The 17,313-nt window shown below is 70.0% G+C and carries 15 protein-coding genes; 3 read left to right on the top strand and 12 right to left on the bottom strand.

Annotation, left to right across the window (positions count from 1 at the left end):
* The first annotated feature begins 30 nt into the window (after positions 1–30).
* On the top strand, positions 31–1,815 hold the full coding sequence (locus FSW06_RS13460) for an FUSC family protein (protein ID WP_029449238.1): 1,785 nt from the start codon (positions 31–33) through the stop codon (positions 1,813–1,815).
* 11 nt (positions 1,816–1,826) lie between these two features.
* On the opposite strand, the gene FSW06_RS13455 is transcribed toward FSW06_RS13460, so the two are convergent.
* From FSW06_RS13455 to FSW06_RS13405, 11 genes are all read right to left on the bottom strand, one after another.
* A complete protein-coding gene (locus tag FSW06_RS13455; protein WP_139024425.1) occupies positions 1,827–2,678 on the bottom strand; it encodes a hypothetical protein in 852 nt (283 codons plus the stop codon).
* Positions 2,679–2,737: 59 nt separating this feature from the next.
* Complete coding sequence (locus tag FSW06_RS13450) at positions 2,738–3,628, bottom strand: hypothetical protein (protein ID WP_010119794.1); 891 nt, start codon at positions 3,626–3,628, stop codon at positions 2,738–2,740.
* A gap of 114 nt (positions 3,629–3,742) precedes the next feature.
* Positions 3,743–5,293: a serine/threonine-protein kinase gene (locus tag FSW06_RS13445; RefSeq protein WP_010119795.1), complete on the bottom strand. Its 1,551-nt coding sequence runs from the start codon at positions 5,291–5,293 to the stop codon at positions 3,743–3,745.
* A gap of 63 nt (positions 5,294–5,356) precedes the next feature.
* Positions 5,357–6,085, bottom strand: coding sequence for a hypothetical protein (locus tag FSW06_RS13440; RefSeq protein WP_010119796.1), 729 nt, complete (start codon positions 6,083–6,085; stop codon positions 5,357–5,359).
* Between the two features lie 184 nt (positions 6,086–6,269).
* Positions 6,270–7,397, bottom strand: coding sequence for a hypothetical protein (locus FSW06_RS14620; protein WP_158005209.1), 1,128 nt, complete (start codon positions 7,395–7,397; stop codon positions 6,270–6,272).
* Positions 7,398–7,407: 10 nt separating this feature from the next.
* Complete coding sequence (locus FSW06_RS14615; protein ID WP_170233730.1) at positions 7,408–7,788, bottom strand: hypothetical protein; 381 nt, start codon at positions 7,786–7,788, stop codon at positions 7,408–7,410.
* The gene (locus FSW06_RS13425) at positions 7,785–10,367 is read right to left on the bottom strand and encodes an FtsX-like permease family protein (RefSeq protein ID WP_010119799.1); all 2,583 of its coding nucleotides are present in this window, start codon (positions 10,365–10,367) and stop codon (positions 7,785–7,787) included. Before FSW06_RS13425 ends, FSW06_RS14615 begins: the two co-directional genes overlap by 4 nt.
* On the bottom strand, positions 10,367–11,062 hold the full coding sequence (locus tag FSW06_RS13420; protein ID WP_010119800.1) for an ABC transporter ATP-binding protein: 696 nt from the start codon (positions 11,060–11,062) through the stop codon (positions 10,367–10,369). Before FSW06_RS13420 ends, FSW06_RS13425 begins: the two co-directional genes overlap by 1 nt.
* 456 nt (positions 11,063–11,518) lie before the next feature.
* Positions 11,519–12,286, bottom strand: a complete 768-nt coding sequence (locus FSW06_RS13415) for an ATP-binding cassette domain-containing protein (RefSeq protein WP_010119802.1) — start codon at positions 12,284–12,286, stop codon at positions 11,519–11,521.
* On the bottom strand, positions 12,283–13,329 hold the full coding sequence (locus FSW06_RS13410; protein WP_010119804.1) for an ABC transporter permease: 1,047 nt from the start codon (positions 13,327–13,329) through the stop codon (positions 12,283–12,285). Before FSW06_RS13410 ends, FSW06_RS13415 begins: the two co-directional genes overlap by 4 nt.
* Entirely contained in the window at positions 13,326–14,333 is a 1,008-nt protein-coding gene (locus tag FSW06_RS13405; protein ID WP_010119806.1) for a substrate-binding domain-containing protein, read from the bottom strand. Before FSW06_RS13405 ends, FSW06_RS13410 begins: the two co-directional genes overlap by 4 nt.
* A 312-nt stretch (positions 14,334–14,645) precedes the next feature.
* Between FSW06_RS13405 and FSW06_RS13400 the strand changes: the two genes are divergently transcribed.
* Together FSW06_RS13400 and FSW06_RS13395 are read left to right on the top strand one after the other, a co-directional pair.
* Positions 14,646–15,299 carry a DUF1707 SHOCT-like domain-containing protein gene (locus FSW06_RS13400; RefSeq protein WP_010119808.1) on the top strand — a complete coding sequence of 218 codons (654 nt, stop codon included), beginning with the start codon at positions 14,646–14,648 and terminating at the stop codon, positions 15,297–15,299.
* A gap of 121 nt (positions 15,300–15,420) precedes the next feature.
* On the top strand, positions 15,421–15,870 hold the full coding sequence (locus FSW06_RS13395; protein WP_010119809.1) for an NINE protein: 450 nt from the start codon (positions 15,421–15,423) through the stop codon (positions 15,868–15,870).
* A 54-nt stretch (positions 15,871–15,924) separates the two neighbouring features.
* Here the strand turns inward: FSW06_RS13395 and FSW06_RS13390 are convergent, their stop codons facing one another.
* A complete protein-coding gene (locus FSW06_RS13390) occupies positions 15,925–17,280 on the bottom strand; it encodes an adenosine deaminase (RefSeq protein WP_010119810.1) in 1,356 nt (451 codons plus the stop codon).
* Between the last annotated feature and the right edge of the window lie 33 nt (positions 17,281–17,313).

The raw sequence follows: 17,313 nt of genomic DNA, 5'->3' as shown, positions 1-17,313 counted from the left end.
ACACAAATCAGCGGGGCCTATAATTGATCGGTGACCAGCCCGACCACCCCACCATCCCAGCCCGCCCCCTCCGCCGAACAGCCACCCGCCTACCCCAGCTGGTGGCAGCTGCTCATCGCGGTGAACTCCCCCGGACCGCGCTGGCCCGGTGCCCTGCGCGCCGCACTCGCGGTCGTCCTGCCGGCCAGCGTCGTCCTCGCGCTCGGTCACGAGACCGAGATGCTGCTCATCGCCTCGGGTGGTTTCACCGTCATCTACGGTGAGGGGCTGCCGTTCCGCACCCGCTGGCGGGTCATGGGCTACGCCGCCCTCTGCCTCGCTGTCGGCCAGATGGCGGGCGCCTTCGTCGGCTCGGTGGTGTGGCCGCAGATCGAGGCCGGCGGCACCGACTGGTGGATGCTCCTCATCGCCCTGTACACCACCGCCATCGCCGTGGTGGTCGCCTTCGTCCAGAATGCGCTGCGCCTGCCGCCGCCCGGCGGCTTCTTCATCGTCATGGCCTCCGGCGGTGCGACCATGGTCGCCAAGCAGGGCATGAACCCGGTCGAGGTCGGTGTGTGGGCCGCGGTCGGCGGTATCTCCGCCATGATCATCGGTATGGTCCCCGCCCTCTGGGGCCGGCACCGGCCGGAGACGGCGGCCGTGGAGAACCTCGAACGCCTCGTCGCCTCCTACACCGCCACCCCCTCGCCCACCGTGGCCCGCACCCACCAGGTCGAGTCGGCCCTGACGGGTGCCTGGTTCACCCTGGCGGACGCCGGGATCATCCGCGGCGGCGAGACCGTCGGCACCGTGCAGGACGAGCTGGCCCACCGCACCCTCGCCGCCCAGGTGAAACTGGCCGAGTACCACCGCAGCAGGTCCCGACGCACCGCGGACGCCACCGACGGTGTCGACGGCAGCGGTGCCGAGGAGGTCACTGACATCCCCAGCTACATCGACCTCAACCGGCTGTCGATCCCGCTGGCACGCCCGTCGATCCGCTACCGGATCTACCGGTCGCTGACGCTCTACTCCCATGCCACCATGACCGCGGTGAAGGTGCTGGTGTCCTGCCTGCTCGCCGGGGTCGTGGGCATCGCGCTGGGCTTCGACCGGCCGGACTGGGCGGTCGTGTCGGCCATGCTGGTGCTGCAGTGGGGTCCGGACCGTAAACCCGGCACCATCCGGGGCATCCACCGTCTCATCGGCTCGGTGTTCGGCATCGCCCTGTTCTCGCTGTTCCACGCACTGGGTCTGCACACCTGGGGACTGCTCGCCGCACTGGCCTTCTGCCAGTTCTTCGCCGAGGTCTTCGTGGTGAAGAGCTACGCCTTCACCGTCATCGTCACCACCCCGCTGGCGTTGATGATGGGCGGCTCAATGCACCTGCCGTTGAGCGAGGTGGTGTTCTCCCGGACCGCGGAGGTCGTCATCGCCGTGCTCTTCTGCATCGGCGGCCTGTGGCTGTTCTTCCTGAGGGACACCGAGATCAAGCACAGTCAGCGTCTCGTCGGACGCAGTGTCGGGGCGATGGGCGCCCCGCTCGGGCGGCTCCTCACCTCATCGACGCCGCGGGACGCCCTCGCCGAGCGCCGCGATCTGCAGTACGAACTGCTCAGTGAGCGACGTGCCGCACAGTCGGTGGCCTACAACGCGCCGGAGTACGCCGCGGAGCACTGGCCCCATCACCTGGAGATCCAGCGTGCGGGGTACTCGCTGCTGGACTTCTGCACCGCTGCCGGGCACCGGGAAGTCACCGACGAGGAGATCCGGCAGCTGGCCGCGACGGTCAGGACCGCCCGGACTGCCCGGCCCACCGGGCACCCGGCGTAGCGGGCGGACCGCTACTGCGGCCGGTCGCCGCTCCAGCGCCCCTCACCGGAGTCCGGCTGCGGGAACTGCGGTGCGGCGCCACCGGGGAACGGCTGGCCGGGAATCCCCTGCTGGCCCTGCTGGCCGGGCTGGCCGGGCTGGCCCTGCTGAACCGGCCGGGCCGGAAGCAGCGGACCGGGCGCACCGATGAGGAACAGGACGCCGAGGGCGACCGCGAGAACACCGACCACGACCGCGATCCACGGCCCCGCGGAGGTACCGAAGGAGAACGCGTCCTCGATCTGCTGCGCCAGTTGCGGCGACAGTGACCGCAGGCTGTCCAGGTCATCGCCGAGAACGTCGCTCTTGTCCATCCCCAGCACGCCGACGGCGATGAGCAGACCGTAGACGAGTTCGACCGCGCCGCCGACCGCGACGACCAGGGCCCCGATCTTGCGCAGCCGGGGTACCAGCAGCACCAGCACCGCGCCGACGGCCAGCAGGACCAGAGTCACGAGTGCGAAGGCGAGGTACTGCCCGGACAGTGCGGAATCGGAGCCGAGGTCACCGGACAGCTTCTGCATGCCGAACCCGTTGACCGTCGAGGACAGCGACAGGGTCTGCGGTCCCAGCGGCAGTGAGAAGTCCGCGGTCAACCACTTCACGGCGAAGGCGACGACGGACAGGACGAGCAGGACGGCGGCCAGCCCTGCGGTGATGAGCGGGGTGGTCAGGACCGCGAGCACGGCCCGGGGACCGCCGGGCTGCGGCGCGGCGGGTGCGGGTGCCCCCTGCGACGGTGGGACGGCGGCGTTCGCGGGAATGTCCCGGTGGCTCCAACGACCCTGGTGGGACGCGGGATCGGACGCTGCGGGATCGGTCATGGAATGGATGCTCCTCCGGAGGGTGAGGTGAGGTGGGGTGAAGTCGGGTGAGGCAGGGACTATTTGTCGTCGTCGCGGGCCGGGTACGCGATGCGCCGGACGCCCCAGATGACTTCGGCGATGCCGACCCAGGCCACGGCGTGGGCGACGGCGAACATGGTGGCCTTGAGGATGCTGTACACGCCGTCACTGTCGTTGTCGCCGGTGAACAGCACGATCAGCGGGTAGATCATGCCCAGCACCATGATGGCCAGGCAGACGAGGTAGGTCTTGGACTCGGACCGGGTCCGCCCGGCGACACTGAGGTTCATCGACGCGGCGGCAGCCGACGGGGCGCCCGGCCGGCCGTAGTTCGGCGCCTGGTTCAGACCCGGCCGGCCCGCCTGACCCGGCTGGCCGAAACTTCCGGCGTACGGTCCGGGACCGTAGGCGCCGGGTGTGGCGGGACCGTCCGACGGCGACCACGGGCTCCCGCCCGTCGCGGCGCCCGACGCCGACGCGTCCGTCCCGTCCGGGGCGGTGTGCGCTCCCCCGGCCGTCCGGTCGCCGGCGCTGTGAGCACCGTCCGCGTCGTTGACGTCGGTCGCGCCGGCAGCGTCAGCGGACGCGGCGAGGTCGGAGACGGAGGTCTTCCGGGTCTCCGCGGTGGAGGGACCGTCGGTCGTGGCGGCGTCCGGCGTGGGCGGGAAGGTGGTGTCCGCGAGATTGTGCAGCCAGACGACATCGACGACCGTGTCATCCCCGCCGTAGAGGGCGCTCTCGTACACGTCCCGCTTGTACGGGTCGCCGAGAATCGAGCGGGCCGTCGACAGCTGGTCCACCTCCGGGGAATGCTCCGGGTAGCCACGGGACCGGAAGTCGTCGATTTTCCCGTCGAGCAGCGCGGCGATCTCCGCCGGCGGCATGTCCTTGTCGAGATCCAGCTCGGTGTACAGGTCGTAGTTGGCCATCAGTGTTGTCGCGTCCTCACTCATCGGGGATGGTTCCAGTAGTGAACCCTAACGCATGTGCCTGGCAGGAGGCGGGGAACCTCTGCACGGTCCCCTGAAAACCCTGGCGGTCTCTCAGCAGACCGGCATCGCCCGCACATCGTCCTGGGCGCCGTCCCCGCTCAACAGGAGCGAGTAACGGTCCAGGGCGCCGTCCTGCGGCAGGGAGACATAGGCGAACCCGTTGCCGGACTGCGCGACCCGGCCGGTCCGGACCGAACACTGACCGTTGCTCAGGTCCACCAGGTCCTCGCCGGATCCGAAGCGGTCACGGGTGCCGGAGTCCCCGAAGTCGGCGACGACCAGGCTGAGGTCGGCGCCGGAACAGTTGATCCTCGCCTGCTGGCCGGGGTCCGGGGTCACCCCGCTGCAGGTCATCCCGCGCCACCCGCTCCCGTTCTCCCGGTCGGGCAGCAGGTCCGGGAACGCCTTGGCCATCGTCGCCTCGGCTCCGGACCAGGCGGGGTTCCGGAGTTTGTCGGTGACGACGAGTCCGGCGAGGACGACAATGACCACGAGCAGGACGGCAACGACGGCGGTGAGCAGTCCCCGGTGCGGTTTCCTCCCGGTCCCGGTCTGCCCCGCCGTGGCCGGGCGGGCCGCGGCGGGCCGGGATACCGGCGCCTGCACCGGAGCCGGCGCCTGCATCGGTGGCTGCATCCGGGTCCGGGCCGGTGCGGTGGCCTGTGACCCGCGGCTCCGACCGGTGAGGGCGTCCAGGAATCCGGACGCCGTCGGGTACCGGTGGGCGGGGTCATCGGCCAGTGCCCGGGCGAAGACCGCGGACAGCTCCGCCGCCCGCGGCCGGTCGGCCGGCGCCAGGGATTCCGGCGCCAGGGCGGGGACCCGCCGTGCGTAGATCCACTCGGTGCGTCCCATGCGGTCCCGCAGCGGGGTGAGGGTGAGCATCTCCCAGGCGATGAGGGCGAAGGCGTAGAGGTCGACGGAGGCCCCCGGGGCGTCCTGCAGGCCGGCGTCCGGGTCGGTGACGTGCCGGAACTGTTCGGGCGCCATGTACCGGTCCGTCCCGATGAGGAAACCGGCGGAGGTCAGGCGGGTGTCGTCGGTGGACATGCTGATGCCGAAGTCGGTGAGGATCGCCGGCGCCCAGGCCCGAGGCCGGTCCGGCACGAGGATGTTCGCCGGCTTGATGTCCCGGTGGATGACCTGCGGGGTGAGGTCGTGGATGCCGTCGAGGGCGCTGGCCACCGAGCCGAGCAGGTCCGCGGTCTCCGCGACCGAGTAGTGCGCGCCACGGCGCCGGCGCTCGTCGAGGAGGCTGCCCAGGTCCCGGCCTTCGACGTAGTCCATCCCGAAATAGGCGACACCGTCCGGGCTCACGTCGGCGAAATGCACCCCGACGATGGCGGGGTGGTGGAGCTGACCGAGCAGGCGCGCCTCGTTACGGAACCGGGGCAGCACCCCGGTCCCCGTCGCCTCGGGTCGCAGCACCTTCACCGCGACCCACCGGTCGAGTCCGTCGTCCCACGCCCGGTAGACCCGGCCCATGCCGCCGTGGCCGATCTCGGTCAGGTCGGTGAGCCCGTGTCTGCTGCGGAGGTACGCCGTGAACTCCGACCAGCCCCGGTCACCGGGGGTCGGCTGGCTGCCGCTGGGTCGGGTCACGGTGATCTGTCCTCTCTTCCGTTCTCTGTCGTCTCACTGCGGTCTCACTGCGGCGGGACGCCGTCAGAAGACGCCGCGGTGGGTCAACGACCAGTAGTTCTCGAGGGCGTAGCGGGCCAGGGCGAGTCGGCGGGTCGGCGCGTTGCCGGACCGTGCGGAAAACCCGGGGAGCCCGTTGTTCTCCAGGGTCCGGCACAGGTAGTCGATCTTCGTGTTGATCTTCTTCTGGGACCAGCCGAGTGTGCCCTCGAGGTCACGGACCGACGGCACCTCGTCCATCCCGGCACCGGGATTCTTCACCAGCGGCCCGGCGAGCGCCTGCAGCAGCAGGGTCTGCTCGGCGTTGGGCATGAACTGTCCGATGGTGGAGTCCCCGCCCACCGGCGGGACGCCGACCTCCGGCGGACGCAGCGTCCGTGCCACGGTCAGGTGCAGTTCATAGGTCCGGTCGGAGGTACCGAAGACGACCGCCGACTCCCCCAGCGGCAGCGGCAGACTGGCGCCCGGCCCGACCCGCATCTCGCTGAAGGAGGTGTCGGCCCGTGGATGGATCCCCGCAGTCAGCCGACCACCGTGGTTGGTGACCATCCAGGTGGTCCCGTCCGCCCAGAACTGGAGGAACCGCCGGTGCATGAACTCGTCGTCCTCCCCGACCGGGAAGTCCGCGGCCCGCCCCAGGGTGATCCGCTGGTGCTGGTTGAGGGCGACCCGGCGTCCGATGAGATCGTCGATGATGATCTGTCCCGGCTGGACCGGGATCTCGGGCATCGGACGGGTCGGGGGCGGGTTCACAGGGATTCCTCGATTCTGTGAGTGTGGCAGAAGGTCTTGAGAGCATCAACCTGAATGATCCTAGCGGGTCAGTTCCCCTGTACTCAGGTGACCGCGCCGTTCACGGTCGGCCCGGGGGTGGTCCCCGGCCCCCCACACAGAACTCGTCCCAGAAGACGCCTCAGCAGTCGTCCCGGACGCCGCCTCAGAAGTCCTCCACGCTCTGTTCCAGCCGACGGGTGCGCCGGTTCGTCACGACGGTGAACAGGACCGATGCCACGACGATGCCCACCACGCCCCAGGCGACGGCCGCGCGGGGAATGTAGGAACCCTTGTTGTCACCGTTCGCGGCCTGGCTCATCGTCATCAGACGCATCTGGTCGGCCAGTGCCCGGTCGGCCGCCGAGCCGTCCCCGGCGGCGGCACTGTCCTTGTTGTCCTTGTTCGCGTTGTCGTCCTTCTTGTCCTTGTTGTCCTTGTTGTCCTTGTCGTCCTTCCCCGGGACAGCCGCGCCGGCGCCCTGGGCAGCCTGGACACGGTTCCCGCCACCGGTGGAGGGCGTCGCACCGGTCCCACGGGCCGCACCGGCGGCCCCGGCGGCACCCGCTGCGCCAGCCGCGGCGCCCCCGCCCCCGCCGGTGCCGATCGGGGTGGAGCCGATCGGCGAGGACTCACCGGACGGTGAGGAGCAGGACACCCGGTCGGTGCCCTTGTCGTAGCCGGGCACCAGCCCGCCCTCGGCGACGAGGACGGCGGTGAACGCCGACATCCCGTCCTCGGAGATGGCCGGGACGCTGTCGTTGCGCGGCATGCTGAACGACACATCGCCCTGCGCGTCCGCGGGCACGCTGATCGGGTCGGTGCTGAAGTTGCCGCCGAAGACGAGCGGGGTCTGCCCGGTGTCGATCCTGCCGCTGTCGATGCGGGAGGCGGCGACCAGCTGGTCCTGGCCACCGACGTTCACCGGGAGGGTCAGGGAGTCCGAGGTCACCTGTGCGACCGGGAAGTACCCGGCGAACAGTCCGGCGATCTCGCCGGGGAGCTGCACGGAGAAGTTGCCGTCGACGGAGAACTGGTCACCCGGGTTGACCTGGTCGGGCAGGTTGAGGGTGACGTTCGCGGTGAGGTCCATGTAGCTGGGCTCGGTCGGGTTCTCGTCGACGGTGATCGCGCAGTTGTAGGTCTGCTGGCCGGTGGCGGTGGCGGCGGCAGCCGTCGGCAGGACGACCGGGGCCGCCCCCAGCCCGACGGCGGCGACGGTGGCGCAGGCGGCGGTGCGGGCGGGGATGTGGGCGGCGACGCGGGAAAAGACACGGTCTGGGGTGGTGGACATCGGCATGGGGTTAACCCTCCAGTTCTCGACGGGTCCGGGAAAACCGGATATAGGACTGTGTCGCCAGTGAGACGGCACCAGCGACCAGGGCGATCGCGATGACGAGCATGAGCCAGTCAGGGACCAGGAGGTCGTCCTTGTGCGGATCGGCCTGCTGCTGCGCGGTGTTGCCGGCGGTGTCCCCGGCAGGCTCCGCCGGGGCCGGGGCGGCCGGAGTCGCAGAGGCCGCAGGAGCCGCAGGAGCCGCAGGAGCCGCAGACGACACAGCCGGCGGGGCCGGAACGGGCGTCTGGGCGGCGACCGTGCCGGTCGCTGCGGCACCGCCGACTGCCACGGTGAGGGCGAGGCCGGCGGCGTGTGCCGCCCACCGGCGGGTACGTGGATGTGTCACTGGTTTCCTCCCAGGTTGGCGTCCCGCAGCGCATCGGCCGGGGGGACGAGTGAAGTTCTGTCGACGGGGCCGGTGACCGCCGCCCGGAGCCCCGCCACGGTCACCACGCCCATGACGAGCAGGGCAATGACGGGAACGGCGATGTGGGTACCGACCCCCAGCGTCCCGGCGACCGCGCTCGCGGTCACGCAGCCGAGCAGGACGCCCGCCGCGAGTCCGATGACCACGCTGAGTACGCCGACGGCGACGGTCTCCGCGCCGACGAGGCGGCGCAGTTGGGCGCCCTCCATGCCCAGCAGTCGCAGCACGGCGAATTCCGTGGCACGGTTGCGCAGGACGGTGGTGAGGGTGACGACGGCACCGAGCACGGCGATGACCACGGCCACCGTGAGCATCACCGTGGCGATGAGCCGTGCGGATCCGACCAGCGAGTCCATCTTCGCGTCGGTGACGGTCGTCCCGGTGACCGGGAGATCGCCGCCGATGGTGGCGACGGTGCGCACGGCGTCGAGCACGTCACCGCGGTCGGCCCCGTCGGCGACCGAGAGCCAGGTCGCCGTCGGGCCGGTGGCGGTTCCGACGGCGTCCATCACCTCCGGGGCGACGAGACCGGGGACCGGAAGGTCGGCGACGTAGTGGACGCTCAACGAGCGTTCACCGGCGGGTCCGGTGAGTGTGACCTGCGATCCGTCGCGGAACGGGGCCTGGTCCGAGGTCGGCAGGTACAGCGAGTCCGGGGCGGACGTCCCGAGCGGGAACCGGCCGTCGGTGACCGCCGAGAAGTCTGCGGCGTCGCCGGCGGCGATGTCGGTGACCAGCCGGGTCTCGTGTCCGGTGGTCGTCGTGCCCGCCGCCGGCTGCCCGGACATCCGGGCCCGGCCCATGCGGACCTGGACCGTGTCACCGACCCCGTCGACCTGGTCGAGTGCCTGCATGACCACCGGATCGAGGGGCGCGGAACCGGAATAGGCGCCGACCATCAGCTCGGGTCCCGGGGAATCGCTGGACCGGGCGTCCGCGATCGCCGAGACCGAGGAGAGCCCGACCCAGCTCACCGCCATCACGGTGGCGGCCAGGACCGCCGCCATGCCGGTCGCCGCGGTCCGGCCCGGGAAACTCCGGACCTCTGCGGCACCGATCTCGGCCACCGGATGCCGGTCGCTGATGAGCCGGCCGGCCAGCCCGGCACCGGCCCAGCAGAAGGCGGGCACGGCAAGGATGAGGGCACAGAAGAACACTGCGCCGGCCACGACGGTGACCCCCGGTCCGGCGAACCGGGCGACGACCAGGGCGAGGACTGCGGTGACGAGGACGGCAATGATGCGGGCGGTGGCCGCGGTGGGCCGGGACCGTCCGGTGCCCGAGGCCCGGCGCAGTGCGTCGGCCGGGGAGACACGTCCTGCCGTGAGTGCGGGACCGGCGACAGCCGCCACCGCGCCGAGGACGGCGACCAGCGGGACCGCGACGAGCGGGGCCACGGGGACCACGATCTGCGACCACGGGACCGACGGGACGCCCGGAACCATGCCGAGCAGCGGCAGTCCCAGGTAGGACACCCCGATCCCGACCGGCACCGCGAGCAGACCTCCGGCCAGTGCGATGACGGCGGTCTCGAGGAAGAGCGTCGCCGTGATCTGCCCGCGGGTCGCGCCGACGAGCCTCATCAGGGCGAGTTGCCGGCGTCTGCCGGGCAGCGAGGCCCAGATCACGGTGCCGACGACGGTGAGCGCGACGAAGGCGGTGACCAGGGCGAACCCGTTGACGGTGAGGGACAGGATGCTCAGGCCCGTGTCGTAGAGCGTCCGCGTGGCGGTCACCAGTGCCCCGGTGGTCTCCGGCCAGTTTCCGGGGACTGCCGCGTTGATCCCGTCGGTGACCGCGTGGACGTCCGCCCCGGGTGCCAGTGCGACGCGGACCTCGTTGACACCGTCGGTGCCGGCGAAGGCCTGCGCGAGTTCCGGGGTGACGACCGCATAGTCGGTGTCCGTGTAGTCGAGTGCCCCGCGGGTGTCCAGGACGCCGACGACCGTGAACTGACCGTCGCCGGCTTCATCGGTGCCCATAGTCACCGTGTCGCCGAGGTGCAGGTCGGTGGCGTCCATGGTCTCCGCACTCAACGTGACTTCGGTGCCATTCTGCGGGTAGCGCCCGTCGGTGAGGTCCTGCCACCGGAAGTTGTCGTCCGGCAGGGATTCGATGACCGTCGGCGACACCTTGCCGCCGGCCCAGAGTGCGGCACGGGCGCGGGTCAGCCCGTCGGCGGACGCGACACCGTCGATGCCGCGGATCTTCGCGACGTCCTCCGGTGACATACCGGCACCGCCGGCGGCGGCACCGGGGTCGGCGTCCTCTCCCCCGACGCCGGAACCGGCACCGGTCCGGCTGCGCACGACCATGTCCGCCCCGTCATAGCTGACGCCGGCTCCGGTATCGACCCGGTGGTTGTATGTCGCACCGAGGACCGCGCCGGCCACGACGAGGATGCCGCCGAGCACGACGGCGACGAACAGGGCGCGGGTCCGGCGGAACGCCGTCAGCTCATGCCGGACGAGGGAGAAGGTGGTGGCGAGCGTCCGCATCAGTGACGGCTCCGGGACGCCGTGGTGAGATGACCGTCGGTCATCCGGTGGACCGAGTCCGCCCGGGCGGCGACCCGCTCGTCGTGGGTGACGATGACGAAGCTCTGCTGCCGGGTTCCGGCCGCCCAGATGAACAGGTCGACGAGGTCGGCGGCGGTGGTGGAATCCAGCGCGCCGGTGGGTTCGTCGGCGAAGACGATGTCCGGCCTGCCGAGCAGGGCCCGGGCGACGGCCACACGCTGCTGCTGGCCACCGGAGAGTTCGCCGGGCCGGTGGTCGAGACGGTGCGCGACACCGAGCGTTTCGGCGAGTTCGTCGACCTCGGCGTCATCCACCGTGCCGCCGGCGAGGCGGACCGGCAGCGTGATGTTCTGTCGGGCGGTCATCCTCGGCAGCAGCTGGAAGTCCTGGAAGATGAAGCCGATCCGTTCCCGGCGGAGCCGGGTGAGTGCCCGGTCCCGCAGTCCGCCGAGGTCGACGCCGCCGATGGCGACGGATCCGGCGTCCGGCCGGTCGAGACCGGCGAGCAGCTGCAGGAGGGTGGACTTCCCGGATCCCGAGGGACCGATGACGGCGGCGATCTCGCCGCGCCCGACGGTGAGTGAGACATCCTCGACCGCGGTGACCGTGTCGTCACCCGACCGGAAGTACCTGGACAGACCTGTCGCCTGGACGGACGGATGGACAGTCGACATGTGCCGGGGCTCCTTGCTCGGGGATCGCCGTTGCACCGCCTGCGGGATCACTCCCCGAGATCAGGTAAATGCAGCGTGAGTTCACGGTAGCCTACCATAACCAATCCACACTCAGATATTGCCGAAAAAGGCGTGACCGGCATGTTTACTGTCCAAAACACACCGGTCACGTCATCGCGCACCCGCCGGGGAACCGCCGGGAGCTCCCTGGCTGTAGTTTCCGGGGAGGTCGGCGGTTCCGGGGAGGTCGGTGGAACGAACCCAGGTGCCGCTCCGGGGCGGATTTTTCGACCTGCCGGTTCGTCATGTCGACACGGGGACCGGGCCGTCGACCTGTCGGTTCGTTCCGCGGACATCCGGGGCACCGGAGGGTTCTTCCGCGTCATCCCGGGTCATCCCGGGTCATCCCGGGTCATCCCGGCGGTCGCGTGTTCACGACCTCCCCGGGAAGTACACCTAACGCTCCAGTTCGTGGGCGAGGGCGTCCAGCTCGCCACCGCCGGCCATCTCCAGGGTCAGCTGCTCGAGAGTCACCTCGTCGCGGGTCGCGTCGAGCACCTGCCGACCCAGGTTCAGCAGCACGAACCGGTCGCCGACCAGGTAGGCGTGGTGCGGGTTGTGGGTGATGAAGATGACCGCCACCCCCTTGTCCCGCGCCGCGGCGATGAACTTGAGCACCATGCCGGACTGCTTGACGCCCAGTGCCGCCGTCGGCTCGTCGAGGATCAGCAGCCGGCCGCCGAAGTACATGGCGCGGGCGATCGCGACGACCTGCCGCTGACCACCGGACAGCGACGCGATCGGGACCGCCACATCCGGCAGGTCGATGCCCATGTCGTGCAGCCGGTCCGCGGTGATCTGCCGCATCTCGGTCTCCCGCATCCGGCCGAACCGGCCGGTGAGTTCCTGGCCGAGGAAGAAGTTGCGCCACACCGGCATCTCCCCCACCACCGCGAGGTCCTGGTAGACCGTCGCGATGCCGTGGTCCAGGGCGTCCCGCGGATTGTCGAAGCTCACCGGCTCCCCGTCGACGAGGATCTCGCCGGAGGTCGGCCTGTGCAGCCCCGCGAGCGTCTTGATCAGCGTGGACTTGCCCGCGCCGTTGTCGCCGAGGACGCAGGTCACCGAGGCGGCGTCCACCGTGAGGTCGATATCCTCGAGCGCGTGGAAGGAACCGTAGACCTTGCTGACGCCACGGAGTTCGATGACGGGTGTGCCACTCATTTGCGTGCCTCCGTGAATTTCGAGAAGGAGTTGTTCGCCAGCACCGCCAGCAGCAGCACCGCACCGACGAAGAACTTCAGCCAGTCCGGGTTCCAGCCGGCGTAGACGATGCCCTGGTTGGTCATGCCGTAGATCAGCGCGCCGAGGGCGGTGCCGATCGCCGTACCCTTGCCGCCGGTCATCGCACAGCCGCCGACGACCGCGGCGATGATGTAGAGGAACTCGTTGCCCACACCCTGACCGGCCTGGATCGAGTCGAAGGAGTACAGGTTGTGCTGGCCGACGAACCAGCAGGCCGCGGCGACGACCATGAACAGGATGATCTTCACCCGGTTCACCGGCACCCCGACGGCACGGGAGGCGTCCGGGTCACCACCGACGGCGAAGATCCAGTTGCCGAACTTCGTCTTGAACAGCACCCAGCTGGCCACGGCGACGAAGAGGATCCACCAGAAGATGGTGACCTTGAACGTCACCCCGAAGATGTCCCACTGGCCGGCGAAAATCTTCCGGCACAGTTCGTAACCCTGCATGTCGGAGATGGTCGGGGTGGCGACCTGGTCGGTGACCAGCTTCGTCACCGCGAGATTGAGCCCCTGCAGCATGAGGAAGGTCGCCAGGGTGATCAGGAAGCTCGGGATCCCGGTGTGGGTGACCATCCAGCCGTTGAAGAACCCGATGGCCAGCGCGACCGCCAGCGCGATGAGCGAGCCGACCCAGGACTGGAGATGCCAGTTGTAGTTCAGCATCGTCGCCGCCAGGGCGGTCGTGGTCACCGCCACACCGGTGGACAGGTCGAACTCGTCGGAGATCATGAGCAGGCCGACGGCCAGGGCGACGATCCCGAGGGTCGAGGAGGTGTACAGCACGGTGGCGAAGGCGTCCGCCGACCGGAAGCTCGGGGCGACGATGAAGAACAGGACGAACACGCCGATCACGCCGATGAGGCTGGCGAGTTCGGGACGGTGCAGGATCTTGTCGAGACCCTGCCGGGTCTTCGGGGGTTCGGTCGCGGTGGCCGCGACGGTGGCGGGCGCGCTCATCGCAGGCCTTCCTTAGCGGCGTCCGCGATGGTGTCGATGTTGGACTGGTCGACGAAGCTCGGGCCGGTGTAGACCGGTCGACCGCCGCCGACGGTGGTGCCGTTGCGCTTGGCGAGCCACAGGGCGTCGATCGCCATGTAGCCCTGCAGGTAGGGCTGCTGGTCGACGGCGAAGTCGATGCTGCCGTTCTTCACCGCGGGGACCAGCTCGGCGTTGGTGTCGAACGTGCCGATCTTCAGGTCGTCACCGGGGGTGCGGCCGGCCTCCTTCGCGGCGTCCACCGCGACGAGGGAGACCGGGGTGACCAGGCCCATCACCCAGTCGATCGAGGTGTCCTGCGCGAGCTTGGACTTGATGGTGGACTGCACCGAGGTGAGGTCCTTGCCGTTGACGTAGAGGGTCTCGACGGTGCCACCCTGGCCCTTCTTCACGCCGGCGCAGCGGTCCTCCTGGGACTGGTTGCCCTGTTCGTGGATGACGCAGAGCACCTTCTTCGCGCCCTCCTGCTTCAGCCGCTCGCCGGCCTTCTGCCCGGCCACGCCCTCCTCCTGGCCGAAGAAGCCGGACATGCCGTACTTCTCGTACTGCTCCATGCCGGCGTTGAGGCCGACGACGGGGATCCCGGCGGCGACAGCCTTCTTGGCGGTGGGGCCGATCGCGTCGGCGGTCGGCATGGTGACGGCGATGCCGTCGACCTGCGAGTCGATGGCGGACTGCACGAGGCTGGCCTGGTTCGGGGCTTCGGGGTCGGAGCTGTAGCGCAGCTCGATGTTGTCCTTCTGCGCGGCATCCTCGGCGCCCTTGCGCACGAGGTCCCAGAAGGTGTCCCCGGGGGCACCGTGGCTGACCATGCTCATGACGTAGCGGGGCGTGTCGACGGTCCCGCCGCCGTCGCCTCCGCCGTTGCCGCGCGGGGCTCCGCCGGTGGAGGAACACGCGGCGAGACTGACGGTGAGGACGGCGGCCGTGGCGGCTAGCGCGGTCCTGAGGGTCTTCTTGAACATCACAAACCGCAAGTCAACGTCTCTGAAGCGTTCAAGTCAAACCCGACTGACCGTCGCTGACCTGCATGTTTACCGATCAAGTTGATCGGTTAAGGAGGTTTCACCTGCGGCGGGACGCCGACTTCCGGGGCGTCCCGCACCACCCGACGGCACCGCGGTCCCACGGCACTGCGGTCCCACGGCGCCGCGTCACGACCGATACACATTCCGACGTTCCCGTGGCACGGATACGCGGAAATGTGTACCGGTCGTCACCGGGCAGCACCCCGCCGTGTCATCGGCGCACCCCACGCCGCGACGTACCCTGAACCCATGGACCCACTGCCCGACCGCATCTCCGACGACCGCCGCCGCAGCCTCAATGACGCGCTGACCCTCGCCGTCGGACAGGGCCGCATCGACCTCACCGAGTTCTCCGAACTCACCGATGCCGTCTGGTCGACGACGGACCCGGCGCGTTTCGGACGCCTCGAGCAACTCGTCGCAGGACAGACCGGACACCGCGATCCCGAGACGCTGGCGGCCAAGGCGGCGCCGGTGACCCCGCGCCCCACCGTGCCGGGGCCACCGACACCGCAGTCGCCCGGCCACTCGCAGATCCTCTGGTTCGGCGACCTGGACCGCCGCGGCGACATGCAGATCGCCGCCCACGAGAACCTCCTGCTCATCTTCGGCGACGTGGACCTCGACCTGCGGGACGCCTCCCTCTCCGCAGCGGTCACGGAGCTGCACGTCACCGCGGTCTTCGGTGATGTCCGGATCACCGTCCCGCCCGGAATCCGGGTGGACAACCGCATGTCGCTGGTGTTCGGTGACGTCCACGTCGACCAGGGGCGCGAACTGCCTCCCGGCGCGCCGGTCCTGGTCGTCACCGGGCACGCCACCTTCGGTGACCTGCGTGTCAGCGTCGCCGAGCCCGGGGCACCGATGAAGCGGTCCTGGTGGAGCTGGCTCACCGGGGAGTGACGGTGCCGACAGCACCGACAGCACCGACAGTGGGGAGTGCTCCCCGGACGGCATGACCGGTGACCTGCCCCTCCCCTAACCTGCGGGACAGCACAGACGCCGTTTCACCCCGAGGAGCACCATGTCGAACCAGTCACCCCACCAGCCCGACCAGCCCGTTCAGAACCGCTGGCAGCAGCAGCCTGCGGCGCAGTGGTCTCAGCCGGCCCCCGCCGCACCGCGGGTCCAGTCGCACTACGACCAGGCGTTCCAGCAGGCGCCGGCGCCGGTCCCCTACCAGCTGGGTGTGCCCGCCCGGTACGACATGACCGCCCCGCGGAAGTCGAAGACGGTCGCGCTGATCCTGGCGCTGCCGTTCCTGCCGACCTCGTGGCTGGGCATCCACAACTTCTATCTGGGACAGACGCTCCGCGGCGTCCTGCACCTGGTGTTCGCCCTGATCGGCATGGTGCCGCTGCTCTGGTTGGTCGTGGACCCGATCCACTTCATCTTCATCGTGGTGGAACTGGCCCTCATCATCACCGGAGCCGGCAACTACGGCCGGGACAGGCAGGGCAGGCCACTGGTGTGACGTGATCTGCCCGGGCCCGCCCCGGAGGGTGCCCGACGTGGCGGAGCTGAGCGCCTACTTGTCCTCCGCGCCGTCGGCGCCCTCAGCGCCGTCAGCGTCATCGCCGTCGTCGCTGTCGTCGAGGCTCAGCCCCAGCTCCTCGAGCTCGGCCTTGAGGTTCTCCATCGACAGTTCGACCTCCTCGGACCCCACCCCGTGGGCGTGGCCGGCGTGCTCACCGTGCAGCGCGGACAGGCCGGCGGCGTGGGAGGCGGCGTCCGCCTCGACGTCCTCGCTGTCGAGGTCGAGGGCGTCCCCGAGCTCGGCGTACGCCGGGTAGATGACCTCGCGCTCCAGCGACTCCCGCAGCGGCTGGTCGCAGAACGCGGTCTCCAGCGCGTTGGTGGTCAGCTCCAGCAGCTGCCAGTACTCCAGGTCGAAGCATTCGGCCAGGCGCAGCATCTCGCTGGTCATCGTGCAGCCGGAGACCAGCCGGTTGTCGGTGTTGACCGTGCAGGTGAAGCCCATCTCGTAGAGCAGGTTGAAGGGGTGCTCCTCGACCGTGTCGCACACACCGGTCTGGGTGTTGGACGTCGGGCACATCTCCAGCGGGATCCGGCGGTCGCGGACGAACCGGGCGATCTTGCCCAGCTCGATGCCGCTCATGGTGGCCTCCATGTCCTCGTAGATGCGCACCCCGTGGCCGATGCGCACCGCGCCCTGGCGCAGCCCGTCGGCGATGGACTCCACACCGGCGGCCTCACCGGCGTGCACGGTGACGGGCACGAGGTTCTGGCGGAGCAGGTCGAAGGCCTTGACGTGGTTCGAGGCGGGGAAACCGTCCTCGGCGCCGGCGATGTCGAAACCGACGACGTACCCCTCACCCGGGGTGTGCTCGCCGTAGTTGTCGATGAGCAGCTGGGCGATCTCGGCGGCGCGGTCGGCGTGGCGCATGGCGCAGAGCAGCAGGCGGGCGTGGATGCGGCCGCCCCTGTCGGCCACCGACTTCTCTCCCTCCTTGACCCCCTGCACGGTCGCCTCGACGACCTGCTGCAGCGTCAGTCCCTGGGCGAGGTGCTGCTCGGGGGCGTAGCGCAGTTCGGCGTAGCAGACGCCGTCGGCGGCGAGATCCTCCACGGCCTCCCGCGTCACCCGGACCAGTGCCTCGTGGGTCTGCATGACGGCGGTGGTGTGGTCGAAGGTGGTGAGGTAGGTGGGCAGGTCGCCGGAGTTCGCGGCGTCGAAGAACCATTTCTCCAGCTCAGCGGCATCCGTGGTGGGCAGCTTGTCGTAACCGGTCTCCGCGGCGATGTCGATGATGGTCTGCGGACGCAGCCCGCCGTCGAGGTGGTCGTGGAGCACGACCTTGGGGAGCTTGTGCACTGCCTCGGGGTCGACGGTGGTCGGGCTGGGGGTGTTCGAGTCACTCATGGATTCCCACCCTACCTGTGCCCGTTAGGCTGG

The sequence above is a fragment of the Corynebacterium nuruki S6-4 genome, from assembly GCF_007970465.1.
GTDB lineage: Bacteria > Actinomycetota > Actinomycetes > Mycobacteriales > Mycobacteriaceae > Corynebacterium > Corynebacterium nuruki.
This window is presented reverse-complemented; position numbering and strand designations above follow the sequence as displayed.